At 57.4% G+C, this 18328-nt stretch carries 15 protein-coding genes and 2 pseudogenes; 12 read left to right on the top strand and 5 right to left on the bottom strand.

What is annotated here, in order from left to right:
• The first annotated feature begins 143 nt into the window (after positions 1-143).
• Entirely contained in the window at positions 144-638 is a 495-nt protein-coding gene (locus ACVOK8_RS00155; protein WP_481565036.1) for a YciE/YciF ferroxidase family protein, read from the top strand.
• Between the two features lie 16 nt (positions 639-654).
• Here ACVOK8_RS00155 and ACVOK8_RS00150 read toward each other — a convergent pair whose 3' ends face one another.
• Positions 655-2550, bottom strand: a complete 1896-nt coding sequence (locus tag ACVOK8_RS00150; protein ID WP_481565035.1) for a S9 family peptidase — start codon at positions 2548-2550, stop codon at positions 655-657.
• A gap of 56 nt (positions 2551-2606) precedes the next feature.
• Here ACVOK8_RS00150 and ACVOK8_RS00145 point away from each other — a divergent pair, with 56 nt between their 5' ends.
• Complete coding sequence (locus ACVOK8_RS00145; protein WP_481565034.1) at positions 2607-2831, top strand: hypothetical protein; 225 nt, start codon at positions 2607-2609, stop codon at positions 2829-2831.
• 815 nt (positions 2832-3646) lie between these two features.
• Entirely contained in the window at positions 3647-6565 is a 2919-nt protein-coding gene (locus tag ACVOK8_RS00140) for an EAL domain-containing protein (RefSeq protein WP_481565033.1), read from the top strand.
• A gap of 25 nt (positions 6566-6590) precedes the next feature.
• On the opposite strand, the pseudogene ACVOK8_RS00135 reads toward ACVOK8_RS00140, so the two are convergent.
• Positions 6591-6977 (bottom strand): annotated as a pseudogene (locus tag ACVOK8_RS00135) (DUF6766 family protein); the annotation flags it as partial.
• Positions 6978-7112: 135 nt separating this feature from the next.
• Here ACVOK8_RS00135 and ACVOK8_RS00130 point away from each other — a divergent pair.
• The 4 genes and pseudogenes from ACVOK8_RS00130 to ACVOK8_RS00115 form a co-directional block, all read left to right on the top strand.
• Positions 7113-7373, top strand: a complete 261-nt coding sequence (locus ACVOK8_RS00130; protein WP_481565032.1) for a hypothetical protein — start codon at positions 7113-7115, stop codon at positions 7371-7373.
• Positions 7374-7778: 405 nt separating this feature from the next.
• Positions 7779-8450, top strand: a complete 672-nt coding sequence (locus ACVOK8_RS00125; RefSeq protein WP_481565031.1) for a class I SAM-dependent methyltransferase — start codon at positions 7779-7781, stop codon at positions 8448-8450.
• Entirely contained in the window at positions 8447-8803 is a 357-nt protein-coding gene (locus tag ACVOK8_RS00120) for a YkgJ family cysteine cluster protein (RefSeq protein WP_481565030.1), read from the top strand. The genes ACVOK8_RS00125 and ACVOK8_RS00120 overlap by 4 nt, the downstream gene beginning before the upstream one ends.
• A 344-nt stretch (positions 8804-9147) precedes the next feature.
• Positions 9148-9375 (top strand): annotated as a pseudogene (locus ACVOK8_RS00115) (PaaI family thioesterase); the annotation flags it as partial.
• A 230-nt stretch (positions 9376-9605) separates the two neighbouring features.
• On the opposite strand, the gene ACVOK8_RS00110 reads toward ACVOK8_RS00115, so the two are convergent.
• On the bottom strand, positions 9606-10187 hold the full coding sequence (locus tag ACVOK8_RS00110; protein ID WP_481565029.1) for a TetR/AcrR family transcriptional regulator: 582 nt from the start codon (positions 10185-10187) through the stop codon (positions 9606-9608).
• Between the two features lie 153 nt (positions 10188-10340).
• Here ACVOK8_RS00110 and ACVOK8_RS00105 point away from each other — a divergent pair, with 153 nt between their 5' ends.
• The 5 genes from ACVOK8_RS00105 to ACVOK8_RS00085 all read left to right on the top strand — a co-directional run bounded on the left by ACVOK8_RS00105 (position 10341) and on the right by ACVOK8_RS00085 (position 16306).
• Entirely contained in the window at positions 10341-11438 is a 1098-nt protein-coding gene (locus tag ACVOK8_RS00105; protein ID WP_481565028.1) for an alkene reductase, read from the top strand.
• A gap of 59 nt (positions 11439-11497) precedes the next feature.
• Positions 11498-12286: an SDR family NAD(P)-dependent oxidoreductase gene (locus ACVOK8_RS00100; RefSeq protein WP_481565027.1), complete on the top strand. Its 789-nt coding sequence runs from the start codon at positions 11498-11500 to the stop codon at positions 12284-12286.
• A 26-nt stretch (positions 12287-12312) separates the two neighbouring features.
• A complete protein-coding gene (locus ACVOK8_RS00095; RefSeq protein WP_481565026.1) occupies positions 12313-13176 on the top strand; it encodes an alpha/beta fold hydrolase in 864 nt (287 codons plus the stop codon).
• 57 nt (positions 13177-13233) lie between these two features.
• Positions 13234-14247 carry an NADP-dependent oxidoreductase gene (locus ACVOK8_RS00090; RefSeq protein ID WP_481565025.1) on the top strand — a complete coding sequence of 338 codons (1014 nt, stop codon included), beginning with the start codon at positions 13234-13236 and terminating at the stop codon, positions 14245-14247.
• Positions 14248-14743: 496 nt separating this feature from the next.
• A complete protein-coding gene (locus ACVOK8_RS00085) occupies positions 14744-16306 on the top strand; it encodes a GH39 family glycosyl hydrolase (protein WP_481565144.1) in 1563 nt (520 codons plus the stop codon).
• 100 nt (positions 16307-16406) lie between these two features.
• Here ACVOK8_RS00085 and ACVOK8_RS00080 read toward each other — a convergent pair whose 3' ends face one another.
• Together ACVOK8_RS00080 and fabF are read right to left on the bottom strand one after the other, a co-directional pair.
• Positions 16407-17024, bottom strand: a complete 618-nt coding sequence (locus tag ACVOK8_RS00080; protein ID WP_481565024.1) for a TetR/AcrR family transcriptional regulator — start codon at positions 17022-17024, stop codon at positions 16407-16409.
• Positions 17021-18310, bottom strand: a complete 1290-nt coding sequence (gene fabF, locus ACVOK8_RS00075; protein WP_481565023.1) for a beta-ketoacyl-ACP synthase II — start codon at positions 18308-18310, stop codon at positions 17021-17023. The genes ACVOK8_RS00080 and fabF overlap by 4 nt, the downstream gene beginning before the upstream one ends.
• Positions 18311-18328: the final 18 nt, after the last annotated feature.

Here is an 18328-nt window from a genome sequence, read left to right as displayed (position 1 = left end):
GTGGCGCATGGGTGGAACGCCGTTCCCAAACCAGTGGCAAGCACGAAAGCAAGCTACCCTGTCCACCCAACATTCACATACGTAGGCGGGTTGGTAACCTACGGTTCCCTACCGTATCCGCTCCTCAACAATCGGAGCTGGACATGGCGATTAAGACTGCGGAAGATCTCTTCATCCACGAATTGTCAGACATCTACAGTGCAGAGAAGCAACTTACCAAGGCTCTGCCCCGTCTGGCCCGCGCTGCTTTCAATCCAGACTTGGCTGCCGCGTTTGAGACTCACCTCGAAGAGACACAAGGTCAGATCGAGCGCATTGACCAAGTAGTCGAGCTCCTCGGTGTTCGCCTTAAGCGCATCAAATGCGCAGCGATGGAGGGCCTCGTCGAAGAGGGGAAGGATGCAATCGACAGCATCGAGGAAGGCCCGGTGCGAGATGCCGCCCTGATTGGTGGTGCCCAGAAGGTTGAGCACTATGAAATCGCGTCTTACGGCACAATCGCCGCCTTGGCGAAACAGCTCGGCTATAAGGATGCCCTTCCGCTCCTCCTCGAGACGTTGGACGAGGAGAAGGCCACCGACGAGAAGCTGACTTTGCTGGCGAAGCAGGGCGGCAATAAGGCTGCGGCACAGCAGTAGAGCTTACCGGGCGGGCCTATTGGCCCGCCCGGATACTGTTATTGGTGGAACTCTTGGCATCTTCGAGCCACTCCACCAACGCAGAGTAGTAGCACACACGATGGCTTGGGCGGCCCCTAGATGAGAGGTGGTGCGAACCACCTGGGAATACAAGCATCTCGGCCTTGACGCCGCCCCTCCGCAGTAGCCCTGCAAGAAGCTCTTCGCCTTGGCCCAGCGGACAGCGCTCGTCGGCATCGCCCTGCAGCATCAATGTCTGAGCGTGGATACTGTTGGCATAGGCCAATGGGGATAGCTCCCAATAGCGCTGGACGCATTCACTGAGTTCCCCACTCATCGCATAGGGCCCGACGTAGTAGCCGGTGTCTGAATTCCCGGTGTGCGAAATAAGATTAATCACCCCTCCAGACACTACGCCACAGGACAAAGCCTCATCGTGGCCTAGCGCCCAGGCCGACAAGAAGCCGCCGTACGAATGGCCAAAGCAGGCCGCGACGTCAGATGCGATGCCTTCTGCGCGCAATTGTCGCCGTGCCTCCTGCCACTGGGGATAGTCCAGTTCTCCCCACTTGCCACGGAGGCGATGCGCAAAGTCGCTCCCGTAACTGTTCGAGCCCACCGCATTGAGCGCTAAGATGGCCCACCCCTTCTCCACCAGAACAGGCCAGTGAACCTGGCGTTCAAATTCAAATGAGGCGATGCTGTGGGGCCCGCCATGCATGTCCATCAACAACGGGCGGGGCCCTTTGCCGGGAGCACTAAGAACCCAGCCCTGCACGTCCTCGAAGCCACCATTTCCATCAGGCACTCGAAACCACCGTTCTGAACACATCAAGTCCGGCCGATCCTCTCTCCATGCGTTGAAGCTGCTCACCTGAGTCAACGATCTGCCCTGCTTGTCCACCATGAAAAGCTCGGGGCCGGCAGTGGGCGAACAGAGCACAACCGACAACTTTGCCGATCCCGCCGCCATTGCCAAGCAGTGGCTCATCGGTTCAGCGACTATCTGCTCAATATTCCCGTTGAGGCTGACACCAATGACCCGCTGAAGGCCGTGATGAACTTGGTTAACGATTAGCCGGCTCTCTCCGTCCCATGTGATCGAACTCGGAACAGCTAGCTCAACATTCTTTTGCATCTCAACTTGTCCGGCTTGAAATTCCCACAAGCAAAGCAGCCCGATAGAATCTCCCTCGATCTTTGATCCTGAGAAGGCCAGACACTTGCCGCCAGGGGACCAACGCAACCCAGAGAACGAGACATGGTCCTTCGCTGCGCGATACGGACGGTCATCGCCTGCCTTTATCCATAGCTGCATACGATGTCTCTGAGGACCTCGGCTTCGTGTAACGAAGGCCAACCTGTCCCCTAGCGACGACCAGCGAGCCTCTAGCACCTCAAGCCCTTGAGCGTCTATCGACTCTATCGTGCCATCGTCAATGTTGAGCCATCCAAGGTTAGCCACATGCTCAACGTCCACACCCATACCGTCTTGCTTGTAGGGGATTTCGCTAACCCGATAAGGATCGTCACTACCGGTACCGGCACGAGGCTTACTGATGACCAGGAGCTGGTTCCCCGCCGCTCTCCATTGCAGAATGGAGATCACCTCAATGTTTGCAGTAGAAACACGTTGAAGCTCACTATCGCGACCCTGCCAAATGCATACGTCAGGCCGATCCCCCGAGGCGATGAAGGAAACCCGTTGCCCATCGGGACTGACTTGAGGTGAACGTCCCTCTTTGGCAACCTGTTCGATACCGTCTTCTTGGCTCCACGCCCAAACGGACGTAGCGGAACTATCCTGAGTTCTTTGAACACGCGTGGCCACCCAAGCAACGCGGGGACCGTCCGCAACCAGCGACGTAAGTGTGACGTGGAGGTAGAGATCTTCGACGTTGGCGGACGACATAAGTGGCCTCGTACTTACAGATGAAAAAAAGGGCCCCCTTACGGGGGCCCCGACCGATGCTCGAAGCATTAGCGTTCACGGCGTTCGTTACATTCCTGATCGTTGCGATCCTGATCCTGCTGGTTCTGCTGATTCCGCCCGTCCCGTTGGTTCTGCTGATCCTGCTGATCCTGCTGCCTCTGCTGGTTGTGCTGGCTCTGGTTCTGGTTCTGGTTCTGGTTCTGGTTTCCCATGATCCTTCTCCTTGCGGCCGTATGCCGCAGCGACGATTCTCCCGATAGCGCGTTGTGAGGTAGTCGTGAGAAGCAAAAATACTACTGATCTTCGTGAACACGTAGCCAAGAGTGCATGTCGCTTTGAGGTACCACGTAGACACTTCCTGCAGCCAAACACAATCGATCCACTCTTTGATCTACGTAATTCTTAGCAGCACCCTCCAGTTCGTTGAGAAGCAAGGCAGCTCTAGACAACAGCGGCGCGAAGTCCCGCGCAGTGGGCGGGAGCTCTTTCTGTGTCGCGGCGAGTCGCTCCAACTCCTCCAACTCCGTATCAACGTACTCTCTCTCACTGTTCATATGCGTGGTCACATGCCGACACCGACCCGGTGGATGCAGAAGGTGCTTTCATAGCGGTGGCCAAGGCCGAAGGTAGTTTCACCGTACTGATAATTACGCCCGCGAACAGGCCTTCGCCATCCTCCGCAGCGCCCTCGCCTGCTTCTTGATGCAGTTTCCGAGGACTCACGCATCGAAAGATCCCCCATCGGATTGGCTGTCATAAACCGCGCATCATAAAGAGCGTCTAGGCGATGCAATGAGCCGTGCAATTGGGTAGCGGTGAAATTTAGTGAACGCCTTACACACTTAGGTCAGTTTCCCTCTACTTATGTCGCTTAAGAACTTTAATCAACAAATCCACCTGCCTTGTTACTCGCTCGACGACCGCTACGTTTCGGCAGCATGGGTGGTGCGCATTACGACAGATTGGAATGTGATTGCTACCTAAGCTCAGACATCCCCGTAGCGGTATCCTTCTTCGCGGGTATGCCATCTCCGTGTGGACGCCCGGCGACTTAGTAGGGGGATCGGAGGGATTGATGACAATTGCTTCAACAAGAAATGCTGGGGCCACACGCGGGGCTCGATGGGTAGGAACGGTACTGGGTCTGGCGCTCAGCGCCGGCTTGATTTCAACAATCCTCCAAGACCGGTCGGCACGTCTGGAGGCGGCGCAGCATCAGAGTGCGGCAATAGCTCAAGGCGTAGGCCGGGTACTCCACTACGAGATACGTAATCTTGAAAGAGCACTGAATGGGATGGCGACCGAGGCGGACAGCTATGCGACCAACCCTGCGCTCTGGAATATCCCCGAAACGATACGCGGCGTCATTTCTCGCAATAGTGAGCTCCAAGACATCGACATACTCAACCGAGACGGGGCTCCGCTCCACAAAGGAGCAAGCGCACCGGCGGGCGTTCCTTCCGCATTGCAGTCGTCACTCCAGCCAGGCCAGCTGGGTGTAGGCGCACTGTTACACCAGGGGCGTTCGCAACCGGTGGTGCAGTTGGTGGTTCGTACTCCGCAGGGCAACTGGCTTGTAGCACGGCTGCGAACATCGGAGTTACGTAAAATGCTTGAAGACGTCGACGTTGGCAGGGGCGGTGGCGCCACAATTATGACGACCGCCGGGGCAGTGCTTGCTCATCAAGGTACAAGCACCGAATACGCCCTCATCAATGACGCGAGCCGCCCGTCACGGCTTCACGCCGTTGAAGACGGCGTCCACCTGACTAGTCTGGCAACATCTAGCGGGTATCCGTTTGTGGTGGCCGTTGCCCTTTCCAAAAGCGAGGCGGTTAAACCGTGGAGAAACTACGCCGCGCTCCTGGTATCGCTATTGTTGCTGTATTGGCTGGGCATGCTCTATCTGATGCGGAGGATGGCCGCGTCTGAGGCGGCTCGTCATAAGGTCCATGTTGAACTGCAGCATCACGCTGACTGGCTCAGTAAGGCCCAAGAAGCCTCACGCGCAGGAGTATGGGCGATGGATACGGAAAGTGACCAAGTGCGGGCGTCCGGGCACGCAGCTGAGTTGTTTGGTTTTCCGCGCAAAGAAGTGCTGCTCCCGTTGACAGAATTCTTTCACCGAATGCACCAGGACGACCGGCCGTGGGTAGAACAGACATTCGCACAGGCGTTAGAGAACGGCAGCCCATTTCGAGCCGAATACCGGATTGTGTTTCCTGATGGACAGCAGCGTTGGATCAGCGCACGGGGAGCACCTGTTCCTGACAACGATGCGAAGCAACGCATGACGGGCACCATCGTGGACATAACGGACCGCCGGCTCCAGCAGACCGAACTAGAGCGTGCCGAATCACAGTTCCGCGAGCTGTTTGAGCGTAATCCGCTTCCTTTCTGGGTGTTCGACATTCAGTCGCTACGGTTCCTGGCAGTGAACTCGGCAGCGATACAGCACTACGGATATTCGCGCGACGAGTTCCTGGGAATGACCATTCTTCAGATTCGTCCATCCGAAGAGGCCGTCGCGGTGCAGGATTCGGTCGATGACCCGGCCGAGCCCCGTGACGCTGCCCCCGTCTGGTTGCATATGACCCGCGACCGCCGTCGCATATACGTGCGTGTCCACAGCAGTAGCATTCGCTTTAATGGACGCGATGCTCGATTAGTTCTCGCTGAAGATGTCAGTGACCGCGTGGCATATGAAGCAGATCTCAAATGGCGAGCCTCACACGAAGAAAGCACAGGGCTACTGCACCTGCGTACGCTTCTGGAGCGTGTGGATGCGGGACAAAACGGGGAGGCGCACAGCGGACCTTACGCGATAATCCACATCCAATTGCGTGACCTGGAGCTAATGTCATCTACCTTCGGGCGAAAGACCCGCGATGCCCTCATTCGCACCGTTGCCCATCGTCTCCAGCTGATATGCGCAGGCCACGGTCATTTGGCTCACTCGCCATCGGATGCTTTCGTACTCGCGATTACGCAGGGAGAGAAGTGGAGCGAGCTGGTGGACGCACTGGTTGCAACCTTTACCGATTCCATCGAATCAGAGACCGGTGTGCACCGCGTGGAGGGCTGGATCGGCATTGCGTTCCAACAGCCCCTCGAGGTATCTGAGCAGGTAGCCAGCCACGCCGCGCTGGCAGCGTTTGAGGCGCGAGTGCAAAATCTGCCGACCATGCACTACTCATCGCGCATGGCCGAGCGTGCAGCGGACCGGCTTGCTACCGTGCAACGTCTACGCAGCGCGTTGGCTAGCGAGGAATTTGAGCTTTTCTTTCAGCCCATAAAAAGGCTTTCCGATGGAAGCATCATCGTCGCCGAGGCCCTGTTGCGTTGGCGCACTTCGGACGGGTATGTTTCACCAGCCACCTTTATTCCGCTGTGCGAGGAATCCGGCCTGATAACGCCTCTTGGCGATTGGGTTATTGATGCAGCGGCACGCGCTCGTCAGACGCTAGGTTTGTGTGGCCACGACGATATCGCAATCGCCATCAATGTATCCGCAGTGCAGTTCATGGCAGGGGAGGTGTCGAGCATGCTGCGCGACGCCCATAAGCGCTACGAATTACCTCGAGGCGCGCTGCATGTGGAACTTACCGAAAGCGCCATGCTGCAGCGTCCGGAAATGGCGCAGGCCACAATGGAGGAACTCCGCAGGGATGGTGTCTGCGTTTCGATAGATGACTTCGGCACCGGCTTCTCCAGCATGAGCTATCTGCGAGATTTGCCGCTGGATCACCTCAAGATCGACAGGACCTTCGTGCAGAACGTGCACAACGACCCGCGTAATGCGTCTATCTGCAACGCATTGGTTGCGCTGGGGCATGGCTTGGGACTGAGTATTGTTGCCGAAGGTGTCGAGAACCTCGCCGAGCTCGAGTGGCTAACCGCCCATGGCGTTGATTGCGTCCAAGGTTATTACATCGCCCGGCCGATGCCTTTGGGCGATTTTATCGCATGGCTAGAAGCTGACGCCGCAGATTGATCGCGCAATTCATACAGGCCGGCACTCAGGTGCCGGTCTGTGAGTGCAGCGCGGCGAGCGGCTTCGATTCGGGGGACTTGTCCTGCCGCAGGAAGATGCTCAATAGCACGATCGACAGCGCGGCCAGGAACTCGCTCTGCCAATTCTGCATCGACTCGAACCAGAACTGGGCCCCCGCCAGATGCTGCGCCAACGAAATTGGCCGCTCCCCTTCTGCGCCAAGTTGTTCATTTTCGTGCAACCAGCTTCCATATGCGTGGCCGGAAAATGCAAGCAGGAACAGCACCAAGTAAGCCAGTGCCGGCGAGTGTGCATGGAGACATCGCCAGATTCCCCCTGCTTTGACCGGCCAAAGGGTAAGGCCAGGTTCTACTTCGTCGTCCTCGTCAGCGGGGTCCAAGGGTCGCGACTCTGCAGAGCCGCGCCAGCTCCCATCCGGTTGTCTAAAGGCGCCTCGCTACATGGCACTACCCAGCTTCGTCACACACGACCGCTAGAAAGAGTCTATGGTGAATGTTCAAACGCGCACTTCGCGCACGGATCAGCCATGAACCATGACGATGCACGGGCCGACTTAGATGATTTCGCGGCCGAAATGATGGCGTCTACCCATTCTTGGAGCTATTCCAAACGGCTGGACACCTTGCGCTCTCTGGAAATTCTTTCAAAGAAGGCATTGCGCTCGATAGTAGGGCTACCTAATGAAGCCGAGCGCCGAAATGGCATTGAAGCAGTGCTGGATAGGATCAAAAGCATGCTGGCAGCTACCGAGCAGCTCGAGTTGCTGAAAAGCAACTATCGGCATTGAGCCAGCAGCCTGATTCCAGTGCGGACTTCACTGCATTCATGGGCTGCTGAGCGCATTCAGCAACCAAAGCTCTTTCCGCCAAAAGGCGGGACATAGGCGTTTCTTTCAATCTACTTCATCTTGCTTGAGGCAGCCACGCATTTGGCGTGCTCGAATTTCCCACAGCCTTCATGCCCAACTGGGTGATCGTCACGAAGAACGAAGAGCTATTTACAGAAAGCGGATACTGAATTCGTCTCTGCCACACGTGGGGCCAAAGCGGATCAATCCTGAGACGTGCTAGCATCAAATCACAGGTCTAGCCTGCTTCGCGCTCGGTGCAGCGGTTTCGACGGTTGCGCATATCGCTCCTTCTCATGCGTTACCTGCCCTTATCCATGGGTGGTCGCTCGACGGGAGTGTGCAATGCCCGCTTTTAAGACACGCAACGTGAAGGTCACCATCGGTGGCGACTCCTACTTGCTACGCATCCTCAGCGATAAGCACCAGGTCAGCGACTTGGAGGGGCATAGGAAGCGTCTTCATATTTCCTCGGCGCAATGGGGCTTGTTTGGTCAGCTGTGGCCATCGGGTCAATTACTTGCCCAGGCAATGTGCCGCTTCGACATCTCAGGCAAGCGAGTACTTCAGCTTTCTTGTGGAATTGGTCTCGCCAGCATTGTGCTGATGCGGCGCGGCGTCGAGGTAATTGCCTGCGACGAGCATCCATTGGCCGAACCATTTCTTGCTCACAATGCTGCCCTGAACGGTTTGCCGTCCGTGCAATTCCACCAACTTCGTCACGAGCGGGAGGCAACTACACTGGGCGCCTTTGACTTGATCATAGCCAGTGACGTTCTACATGAACGAGCCCAAGCTGAGTTCATAGCGGATGTCGTGCTGCACCATGCCAAGCCTAGTGCCGAGGTCGTGATAACAGATCCGGGCTTGAGTAGCAGCGAAGAATTCAGCCGCATGTTGATCAAGCAAATGTTCGCCCTCAAATCGACAAGGTGTCGAATGAATGACTCCGACCAAGAGCCATATCGCGGCCGGCTATTGCACTACTCACGCAACATGATCACTGCTACGACATGAACCGTGCTAACCGGGAAAGCAACGCCAAGATCACGTGCGCTGCTTGTGATTCATTGTGCTGCCGACTCACAGTAATTTTGGGAAAAGAAGATTCAGTGCCTTCCCATCTAACAACCCATCAGGTCGGAGGCTTGCATGTCATGGCCAAGGACCAAGATGGGTGGTGCGCAGCACTAGATGGGAAACAGATGAAGTGTCGAATTTATGCCAGCAGACCTATCGTCTGCAGGTCCTTTGCCATGGGCGGCCCCTACTGCCGCGCTGAACGCGACGAGCATGCTAAGCACAGTGCTCGCCTCATCGCAATTCAACTCATAGGAGAAACAAGTCATGACGGCAATAAAGCGTACTAAAGGCCGATACCCGGCTACAAGGTCGGACTCGGTCTACGCCCCGAAGGTCCATGCCAATGATCTAAGTCACGACCGCATCGCCGAAGATGTCGCAGAATTTCAGACATCGGGAGGCAAAATTGAAGTGCTCGGGAACACACCATTCCGGTGGAAGCCTCCTGTTACCAAGGTTACGACTAATGGCCGTATGCCCTACCGCGCCACAACAGATGGCGCGGCTGCTCCTAAGCGAACTGAACCTAAATCGTGACACAAGGTGATTTCTCTGTGTCTACTTCTAACTAGTTTGGCGATGCCTGCGTACCTGCGTACTCCGCCATCGCTGACACTGCCGGCGGTACTTAGCACAAACACGAGCGCCAGCAGGCAGCGGCGTCTTCACCGTCGAGTACAAGATCAATCTGATAGCGCCCACTCAGGGCGACCATCTTGAAGCGGTCGGCACCGTTTTGCGTTCAGGCAGAACGCTTGTGATCTGTCAGTTAGAGTTGCTAGCGCTTCCCGGAGCGCAGAGAAAGCGGATTGCGGTGGGCCAGCAGACGATCATGATTGTTTCGCGGGCGGAAGCTTGAGCATCCTGCTCGCCCGGACCTGCGTCTGAGACACTGCACTTGGACCACTCGAGCGGGTCACCATGCGTGCGACGGACGTTCCGAACTGCCGGAGCCGAGAGCCACATGAGAACTCTGCGGTGCAAGCTCTACGCCAGTTGCTTGTAGATACGTTGAGGCCCCGGCCACGGATTAGTTACCGCTTATCTGGCGATGTCCGCTTCGGGCCATAAGCAGACATGGGCAACAGCTCAAGTAGCGGTTTCATTCGGCAGCCTAGAAAGAACTTCCTTTCGACAGGCGTCCAGAATCTCATCTGCGAGCGATGAATCATCCGGGCATGATCGCGACAACACCACTGCTCCAACCGCTTGGGCGATCAGCGCAATTCTTTGAGCCCGTTTAAGTGCAACAGTCGCTGCATCTGCCTGACCATCTTGTTCCGCACCCGCTTCGAGTCGAGCTTCAATGCCCGCCATAAACGATTCTCTGACCGAATCTGGCTGACGAGAGGCGTCACTGCACAGCGCTGCCATTGTGCAGCCTTGCCCCGGCGCATCCCGATGCGCACGGGACAAGTAATGGGTCAGGAACGTGCGATTACCCATCCCCACGAGCGCTTCGGCTGATGTCGAAAAGCCACAGGCTGCGGCTTCGGCCATCAGGTCGACCTTCGAACCAAAGTGCTTGTAGAAACCGCCGTGGGTGAAACCGGCCGCCGACATCAGATCCGCCACGCCCACTCCGTCATATCCGCGCTCGCGGAAGAGCTGGGACGCTGTTTCGACGATGTGAGCGCGGTTGGCTTGCGCCTGAGCCTTGGAGACCTTCATGACTCGATACCTGGTGATGCTGTCCTGCAGTGAAGTGCACTCTACCACACATTGATTATGTTCATAATCAAAATGTTGACATTAATGATTACGCTCATCATTATTAAACCCGCTGCCTCGGCAGCCCCCTCAACGATCACGGCCCCACACCACATGACGACCACGACACTCTTCCAGCCCTACGCCCTTGGCCCACTGACCCTGGCAAATCGCATCGTGATGGCACCGCTGACGCGTAACCGCGCCGCCGCCGGCCTGGTGCCCAGCCCGCTGGCCGCCACCTACTACGGCCAGCGCGCCTCTGCCGGCCTGATCATCACCGAGGCCACCCAAATCTCGGCCCAGGCTCAGGGCTACCAGGACACGCCGGGGCTCTACACGCAGGACCAGATCGATGGCTGGAGCAAGGTCACCGATGCCGTGCATGCCCGGGGCGGGCGCATCTTCGTGCAGCTATGGCACGTGGGCCGCATCTCTCACGTTGATCTTCAACCCAATAACGCCGCGCCGGTTTCTGCCTCGGCCATTCGTGCGCAGACCAAGACCTTCGTCCACAACGGCTTTGTCGATGTGTCCGAACCGCGTGAATTGGAGATCGACGAGCTGCCTACCATCGTCAACGACTTCCGCCAGGCCGCCGCCAATGCCATCACCGCCGGTTTTGACGGCGTGGAGATCCACGGTGCGAACGGCTACCTGCTCGAACAGTTCATCAAGGACGGCGCCAACCAGCGCACCGACGCCTACGGCGGCTCGATCGAGAACCGCGCGCGCCTGCTGCTGGAGGTCACCACCGCCGTGGCCGAGGAGATCGGAGCCGATCGCACCGGCGTGCGCATCTCCCCGGTCTCGCCGGCCAACGCCATTGCCACGGTCAGCGACCCGCAGCCGCAGTACGACTACATCGTCGATCAGCTAAGCGCGCTGGGGATCGTCTATCTGCATGTGGTCGAAGGCGCGACGGGCGGCCCACGTGACGTCGCACCATTCGACTTCGACGGGCTGCGTGATCGCTTCAAGGGCACCTATCTGGCCAACAACGGCTACGACCTGGACTTGGCCAGCACACACCTCACCGAAGGCAAGACGGACCTCGTTGCCTTTGGCCGTGCCTTTATCAGCAATCCCGATCTTGTTGAGCGCCTGAAGACCGGCGCGCCCTTGAATCCATTGAACCCCGCCACGTTGTACGGCGGCGGCGCAGAGGGCTATATCGACTATCCCGCATTGACCGATACGACGCCGCAGTAACCCGTTCGTCCGCGCCGCGCTGCACACCCGTTCGTCCACCAATCTCCAAGAGACACACCATGAGCCTGCTTCCCACCGTCCTCATCACCGGCGCCTCCAGCGGCATCGGCACCGTTTATGCCGAACGCTTCGCACGCCGGGGCCACGACTTGGTACTAGTCGCGCGCGACAAAGTGCGACTGGAGGCCCTGGCTGCGCGACTGCGGCAGGACACCGGGGTCAACGTTGATGTGCTGCCTGCCGATCTTACCCAGAGTATCGACCTAACCACCGTTGAAGCGCGCCTGCGCGACGATTCCCGCATCGGCATCCTGATTAACAACGCGGGCATCGCCCAGTCCGGTGGCTTCATCGAACAATCGGCCGACAGCATCGAACAGCTGGTGACCCTCAACACCCTCGCGCTGACCCGCTTGGCAGCGGCCGTTTCCCCGCGACTAGCCCTCGCCGGAGAAGGCGCGATCGTGAATATCGGCTCCGTAGTTGGCTTGGCTCCGGAGTTCGGCATGTCCGTCTACGGTGCCACCAAGGCCTTCGTGCTATTTCTCTCACAGGGACTCAGTCTGGAGCTGTCGCCCAAGGGGGTTTACGTGCAGGCCGTGCTACCTGCGGCAACGCGCACAGAGATCTGGGAGCGTGCCGGCATCGACATCAATACGTTGCCAGAGGTAATGGATGTCGGCGAGCTGGTCGATGCCGCCTTGGCCGGCTTCGATCGTCGCGAGACCGTGACCATTCCGCCGCTGCATGTGGCTGAGCGCTGGGATACGCTGGATGCGGCGCGTCAGGGCCTGCTCTCAGACATCCGGCAGGCGCAGGCTGCTGAACGCTACCGCAGCGCTGATTGACGTCCTGACAGCACAGGTACTCGTCCATGAAGGCTTCCGGTATTCGGCCCTTAATGAACACCTCCTTCCAGAACGCAGCGACCCAATCGCTCAGCGTTGGCGGCACCGAGTTCGCCTACCGCGAACTCGGCCCGTCGGACGGCCTCCCGCTGGTCATGCTCAATCACTGGGGCGCGGTGCTGGATAACTTCGATCCGCGCATCGTGGACGGGCTGGCCAGCAAGCATCGCGTCATCGCCATCGACTACCAGGGCATTGGTGGATCAGGGGGAAAAGCGCCGGTGACCATTGCAGAGATGGCGCGGGACACCATCGCGCTGATCCACGCGATGGGCTTGACCCGCATCGATCTGTTGGGCTTCTCGCTGGGTGGCTTCGTCGCGCAGCAGGTCGTACTGGACGCGCCCGACCTCGTGCGCAGACTCATCCTGACCGGCACCGGGCCCGCAGGTGGCCGTGGTATCGATCGGGTGGGTCGTGTGTCCTGGCCCCTGATCATCAAGGGCCTACTGACGCGGCGCGATCCAAAGTACTACCTGTTCTTCACCGCAACCGCCCGCGGTCGACGTGCGGCAAACGACTTCCTGCACCGGCTGAATGAACGTACGAGTGATCGCGACAACGCCGCCTTACCCAATGCGTTCCTGCGGCAGCTGAAGGCCATCACTGCATGGGGCAGGCAATCGCCCCAGAACCTGGGCGGCATCAGGATCCCTGTTCTGATCGCCAATGGGGATAGCGACATCATGGTCCCCACGTCCAACAGTGCCGAACTGGCACGCCGCATCCCCAATGCGACGTTGATCATCTACCAAGACGCCGGTCATGGCGGAATATTCCAGTATCACGCCGAGTTTGTTTCGGAAGCGCTAGCGTTCCTCAGCAATTGAGCCCCCTCCCCACCTGCCGCGAAGCCCGACGGCATCACTCAACCAGAGACATCGCCAATGAAAGCGTTCCTCATCGACCGATATGGCAAGAAGGAAACGGGTCGTATCGACGACGTGCCATCGCCGCCGCTGCGCGATGACGATGTCCTAATCCGCGTGCACGCCGCAAGCGTCAATGCGCTGGACATTAAGATCAGGACCGGCGAGTTCAAAGTGATCCTGCCCTATCGCCTGCCGCTTGTTCTGGGCAACGACCTGGCCGGCACGGTGGAGCGTGTCGGTGCCGGCGTTCGTCAGTTCAAACCGGGCGACAACGTCTATGCCCGCCCCGATGATGATCGTATCGGCACGTTCGCGGACCTCATTGCTGTCAAAGCCGCCTCTGTTGCTCCTAAACCTAGCAACCTAAACATGGTGGAAGCAGCTTCGCTGCCGCTAGTCGCGCTGACGGCTTGGCAGGCACTGGTTGAAGCCGCACAGCTGAAACGTGGACAGAAGGTCTTCATCCAGGCGGGCTCCGGCGGCGTCGGGACAGTGGCGATCCAACTGGCCAAGCATCTTGGCGCCTTCGTTGCCACTACAACCAGCACACCCAATGTGGCGTGGGTAAAGGCCCTGGGCGCAGATGTCGTCATCGACTACAAGCAACAGGATTTCGCCACGGAACTCCGCGACTACGATGTCGTGCTCAATAGCCTTGGCAAAGATGAGCTCAAGCGCTCGCTGCAGATTCTCAAGCCGGGTGGTCATCTCATATCCATCTCCGGGCCGCCCACGCCCACCTTTGCCGCCGCGCGCGGCCTTGCCTGGCCGCTTCAGCAGGTCATGCGCCTGCTCAGCCACAGCATCCGCAGCAAGGCCAAGAAAAAAGGGGTGAAGTACACCTTTGTGTTCATGCGGGCTGACGGGCAACAGTTGAGCGAGATCACCTCGCTGGTCGAGTCCGGTGCAATCTGCCCTGTCATCGACAGGGTCTTCCTGTTCCGCGACACCCAGAACGCGCTGGCCTATGTCGAGAGTGGCCGGGCCAAGGGCAAGGTTGTTGTCGAATTTCCGCAGGCTCTGTCCTAAATGAGCAATGCACCGGGCTTAGATGCGAGCTAACGAGATGCTCGTTGATGCATCCGGGCAAGGCCGCTTTTGGCGGGATTCAACTGGCTGACTCACCATACTGACGATGTCATAGGCAGCGGGAATGTTGCTGATCACACACAGACGAAAGCTGAGTCGCGTACTGCCTGCCCACATGCGGAGAACGCCTAATAAACTCTAGGCGAAGATCGCATCGGGAAATTCCCAGATATCAGCAGCCACCTTTAACCTACCTCGCGACCACAACCTGTATCAACGCCGTAACTATCTGGCCCACGTTAATTTCCTTTCGCACATCGATGGTCCTCCTGATGCTGTTCGCTCGGCGACCTCTAAGAATTCTTGGCTCAAGCTTAAGCAGGCGACACCGCTATCCAATGGCAGCATAGATTCCGTGAATTCTGGAATAGCTTGAATGGTCTACACGCGCGAATCATCTCGTACGATAGGTACTGACAAACTATTCGTTGGGCTTATGCCTCCAAAGACCCTGCTTGCAGTCGCCCTGACATTTCAGACAGTGAATCCAGCGCTTGCGGACACTTCCACTCAACGAGAATTGAAGATCGATGTTACTGCAACGACGGGAGCGGCTGACCGCTTCTACTCGCTTTCGGTGGGCTCGGACTTCCCTGGCACCCTGATTCGTGACGATACACAAGCTCAACTGGCGCTCGCAATTGATGAGCTCGGCTTCGAATACATTCGTTTCCATGACGTCTTCCACGATACGCTCGGTACCGTTCGACGCATCGACGGCGAAATCGTCTATAACTGGACAGAAATAGACCGCCTCTACGACATGCTATTGGCCAAAGGCATACGGCCTTTTGTTGAGCTTGGGTTTACGCCAAATGAACTCAGAACCTCACAGCAAACCCTATTCTACTGGAAGGGCAATACTTCGCATCCAAAGCAAGACATGTGGATCCACTTAGTTGATGCATTCGTCCGGCACGTACAAGAACGTTACGGTGTCGAAGAGACCCGCAAGTGGTATTTCGAAGTGTGGAACGAGCCAAACCTCAAGGACTTCTGGGAGAACGCTGATCAGCGAGCCTATTTTAACTTGTATGCGCATACCGCAAGAACGATCAAGGCGATAGACCCACAGCTCAGGGTAGGAGGCCCTTCAACTGCAGGTGGCGACTGGATCCCCGAACTACTTACCTTCGTCGCCGATAACCAGCTTCCTATAGATTTCGTAACCACCCATACGTACGGAGTAGAAGGCGGATTCCTTGACGAGCATGGGAAGCAGGACACCAAATTGCTAGAAACACCGGATGCGATTGTGGCTGACGTACGCAGAGTCCGAGAGGAAATCAAAGCATCAGCGTTCCCCGACCTTCCGCTGTACTTTACGGAATGGAGCAGCAGCTACTCCCCGCGTGATTACATCCACGACAGCTACATCAATGCACCTTATGTCCTAACCAAACTGAAGCAAGTGAAGGGAACCGTCCAGGCCATGAGCTATTGGGCATACACTGATCTGTTCGAAGAGCCTGGCCCACCAGACAGGCCATTCCACGGCGGCTTTGGCCTAATGAATCGCGATGGCATTCGTAAGCCCTCATGGTTCGCGTACAAATACCTCAACCAGTTGACCGGAAATGAGGTCACATTAAACGATCCTCAAGCAATGGCAACAGTGGACGGTAAGCGCGTCGCAGCCTTGGTTTGGGATTGGCAGCAACCTGTCCAGAAGACCAGCAATACGCCGTTTTACACAAAAAAACTGCCTTCAACCGAAGCCAGCTCTATTGCATTCCAGATCGAACATCTACCTACAGGAAGCTACCGATTGGAGGTGCGCCGCACTGGATACTTAAAGAACGACCCCATGTCGCTGTACATCGATATGGGACTACCCAGTGAGTTGTCTGCAGATCAACTTTCACAGTTGCGTGAAGCAACAACAGATAGACCTGAGAGCAGTCGGCTATTTGAGGTCGGGAGCAACGGGCACGTAGACGTTGTCATTCCCATGCGAAGTAACGATATCGTGCTGGTGACGCTTGAGCCAGTCATATAGCGAGTAGCTAAGCGACAATGTTGATGGCTTTCATAGTTCTTCTTGAATGATGCGCCCTTTCTGGAGCACCCGATTAGCATCGAACAAATCGAAACTGTGTTCACTGTTGTCTGGCGGCGCCATCGCTTGCACGACGGGTCGCATCGTATGCGCGGACGAAGATATCCACGATGCCCACCGAAGCCTCACAATCGACGGCATGGCCATGGATGACGTCGCTCATTAGAAGGTCCATAAACTGTTTTGCTGCTTGTCTTGCACTATCGCGATTGGTGCCATTTGACAGCGCATCCTCAACATACTGAGTTAGCAGTCCATGGTGCCGATGCCAGGATTCAACCGAGGCCTTCGGAGCATGAATAGATCGCGCCAAGGCGCCAGCTATTGCTTTTGAAGCCGGGTGACGGAGGTGTTGCTCAACCGCTTTGAGTTGAACACGTAGCTCAACTCCCCCGATGGGTAGGGATTCAGGCGAAGGCAGAGCTTCCAACAAATAAGTGAACACAGCCTCAAACGACTGAACCTTCTTCCCAAGGTGGGCATAAAGCGTAACTTTTGTAACATTTGCCGCCGATGCCAACATCTCCATGCTGCTGTTTTCATAGCCATACTCGGCGTAAACTTCGCCTGCTGCCTTGAGCAAAGCTAGTCGTCTCTCGCGGCGAGCCTTTACCCACCGCCCCGATACGCCATTCCTTTCTCCACTGGGGACCGTCACGGCGATGCCTCCCAACGACGGAACAAGAGGCTGGCATTTACGCCACCAAAGCCGAAGCCATTCGACAGTGCAAACTCGATGGGCATCGGACGCGCGCTAGCGGCTACTAGGTCAAGGCCATTAGCTGCCTCATCGGGTTGTTCCAGATTCAGCGTTGGCGGTGCGGTCTGGTCACGCAAGGCCAGAATCGTAAAGATAGCTTCGATCCCACCAGCTGCTCCCAGCAAGTGGCCAGTGCTGGATTTCGTTGCGCTAATCGCCAGACCGTTGTCTATGCCAAACACCTTGCGGATCGCAACCAGTTCGCCATGATCGCCAACCTGCGTTGAGGTGGCATGTGCATTGATATGCTGGACCTGATCTGGCGTTACACCGGCTTGTTGCAAAGCCAGCTCCATGGAGCGTCGGGCCCCGCTTCCATCTTCCGGACCAGCCGTCAGGTGGTAGGCATCGGCGCTTGTTCCGTAGCCGACAAGTTCCGCGATCGGATGTGCGCCTCGAGCCAGAGCATGCTCCAAGGATTCGATCACAAGTAGACCTGCGCCCTCCGACATAACAAATCCGTCGCGTTCCTTGTCAAAGGGCCTAGATGCTTCGCTGGGGCGATCACCGGAATACTGGGACAGCGCACGCGCCGCTGCGAAGCTGCCAAGGCTGACGCGATGTACAGCGGCCTCAGTCCCGCCACACACCGCAATATCTGCCTCGCCGCTACGGATCAGGCGGGCAGCATCGCCGATCGCTTGGACACCAGCAGCGCATGCGGTGATCGGTGCACCCAAGGGGCCTTTCAAAGCATGCCGGATGGAAACGTGCCCAGCCGCCATGTTGGCGAGAAACGATGGCGCGGTGAACGGGGACAGCTTGCGCGGCCCCCGATCATCTGTCGTGCGCACCGCTTCTGCAATCGCACCAAAGCCACCAATACCTGAAGCAATGACTGTTGCCGTCCGCACCTGCTGTGCTTCATCGGTTGGGTGCCATCCGGCTTGTGCCAGTGCCTCGTGCGCGGCCACTAGTGCGAATTCGATAAAGCGGTCCATCTTCTTGCGATCCTTCGCAGGTATCACCCGGTCAGGGTCATAGCCAGCTACCGCGTCCTCTTCTAACGAAGCCACCAGTCCGCCCACAACAACGCCCGTGCCTTCGACGGTCTCAACTGGCAAAACCCGGATACCGGACTGACCGGCCAACAGACGACGCCACGCTTCGTCGACACCGCAACCCAGCGGGCTAACCAGACCCATGCCAGTGACAACAATTCGCTTTGGATTCCCGATGCTCATGTTCCACACCTCATCTGC

Source organism: Stenotrophomonas sp. STEN083, from assembly GCF_056759195.1.
The sequence above is the reverse complement of the archived record's forward strand: the minus strand, read 5'-3'. Positions and strand labels throughout refer to the sequence as shown.

Bases quoted from the DNA above. Each gene is read 5' to 3' on its own strand.
- ACVOK8_RS00105 (WP_481565028.1), top strand. From the start codon at position 10,341: ATGACGACCACGACACTCTTCCAGCCCTACGCCCTTGGCCCACTGACC.
- ACVOK8_RS00130 (WP_481565032.1), top strand. From the start codon at position 7,113: ATGAACCATGACGATGCACGGGCCGACTTAGATGATTTCGCGGCCGAA.
- ACVOK8_RS00085 (WP_481565144.1), top strand. From the start codon at position 14,744: ATGCCTCCAAAGACCCTGCTTGCAGTCGCCCTGACATTTCAGACAGTG.
- ACVOK8_RS00110 (WP_481565029.1), bottom strand. From the start codon at position 10,187: ATGAAGGTCTCCAAGGCTCAGGCGCAAGCCAACCGCGCTCACATCGTC.
- ACVOK8_RS00140 (WP_481565033.1), top strand. From the start codon at position 3,647: ATGACAATTGCTTCAACAAGAAATGCTGGGGCCACACGCGGGGCTCGA.
- fabF (WP_481565023.1), bottom strand. From the start codon at position 18,310: ATGAGCATCGGGAATCCAAAGCGAATTGTTGTCACTGGCATGGGTCTG.
- ACVOK8_RS00095 (WP_481565026.1), top strand. From the start codon at position 12,313: ATGAAGGCTTCCGGTATTCGGCCCTTAATGAACACCTCCTTCCAGAAC.
- ACVOK8_RS00145 (WP_481565034.1), top strand. From the start codon at position 2,607: ATGCTCGAAGCATTAGCGTTCACGGCGTTCGTTACATTCCTGATCGTT.
- ACVOK8_RS00120 (WP_481565030.1), top strand. From the start codon at position 8,447: ATGAACCGTGCTAACCGGGAAAGCAACGCCAAGATCACGTGCGCTGCT.
- ACVOK8_RS00155 (WP_481565036.1), top strand. From the start codon at position 144: ATGGCGATTAAGACTGCGGAAGATCTCTTCATCCACGAATTGTCAGAC.
- ACVOK8_RS00150 (WP_481565035.1), bottom strand. From the start codon at position 2,550: ATGTCGTCCGCCAACGTCGAAGATCTCTACCTCCACGTCACACTTACG.
- ACVOK8_RS00100 (WP_481565027.1), top strand. From the start codon at position 11,498: ATGAGCCTGCTTCCCACCGTCCTCATCACCGGCGCCTCCAGCGGCATC.
- ACVOK8_RS00090 (WP_481565025.1), top strand. From the start codon at position 13,234: ATGAAAGCGTTCCTCATCGACCGATATGGCAAGAAGGAAACGGGTCGT.
- ACVOK8_RS00125 (WP_481565031.1), top strand. From the start codon at position 7,779: ATGCCCGCTTTTAAGACACGCAACGTGAAGGTCACCATCGGTGGCGAC.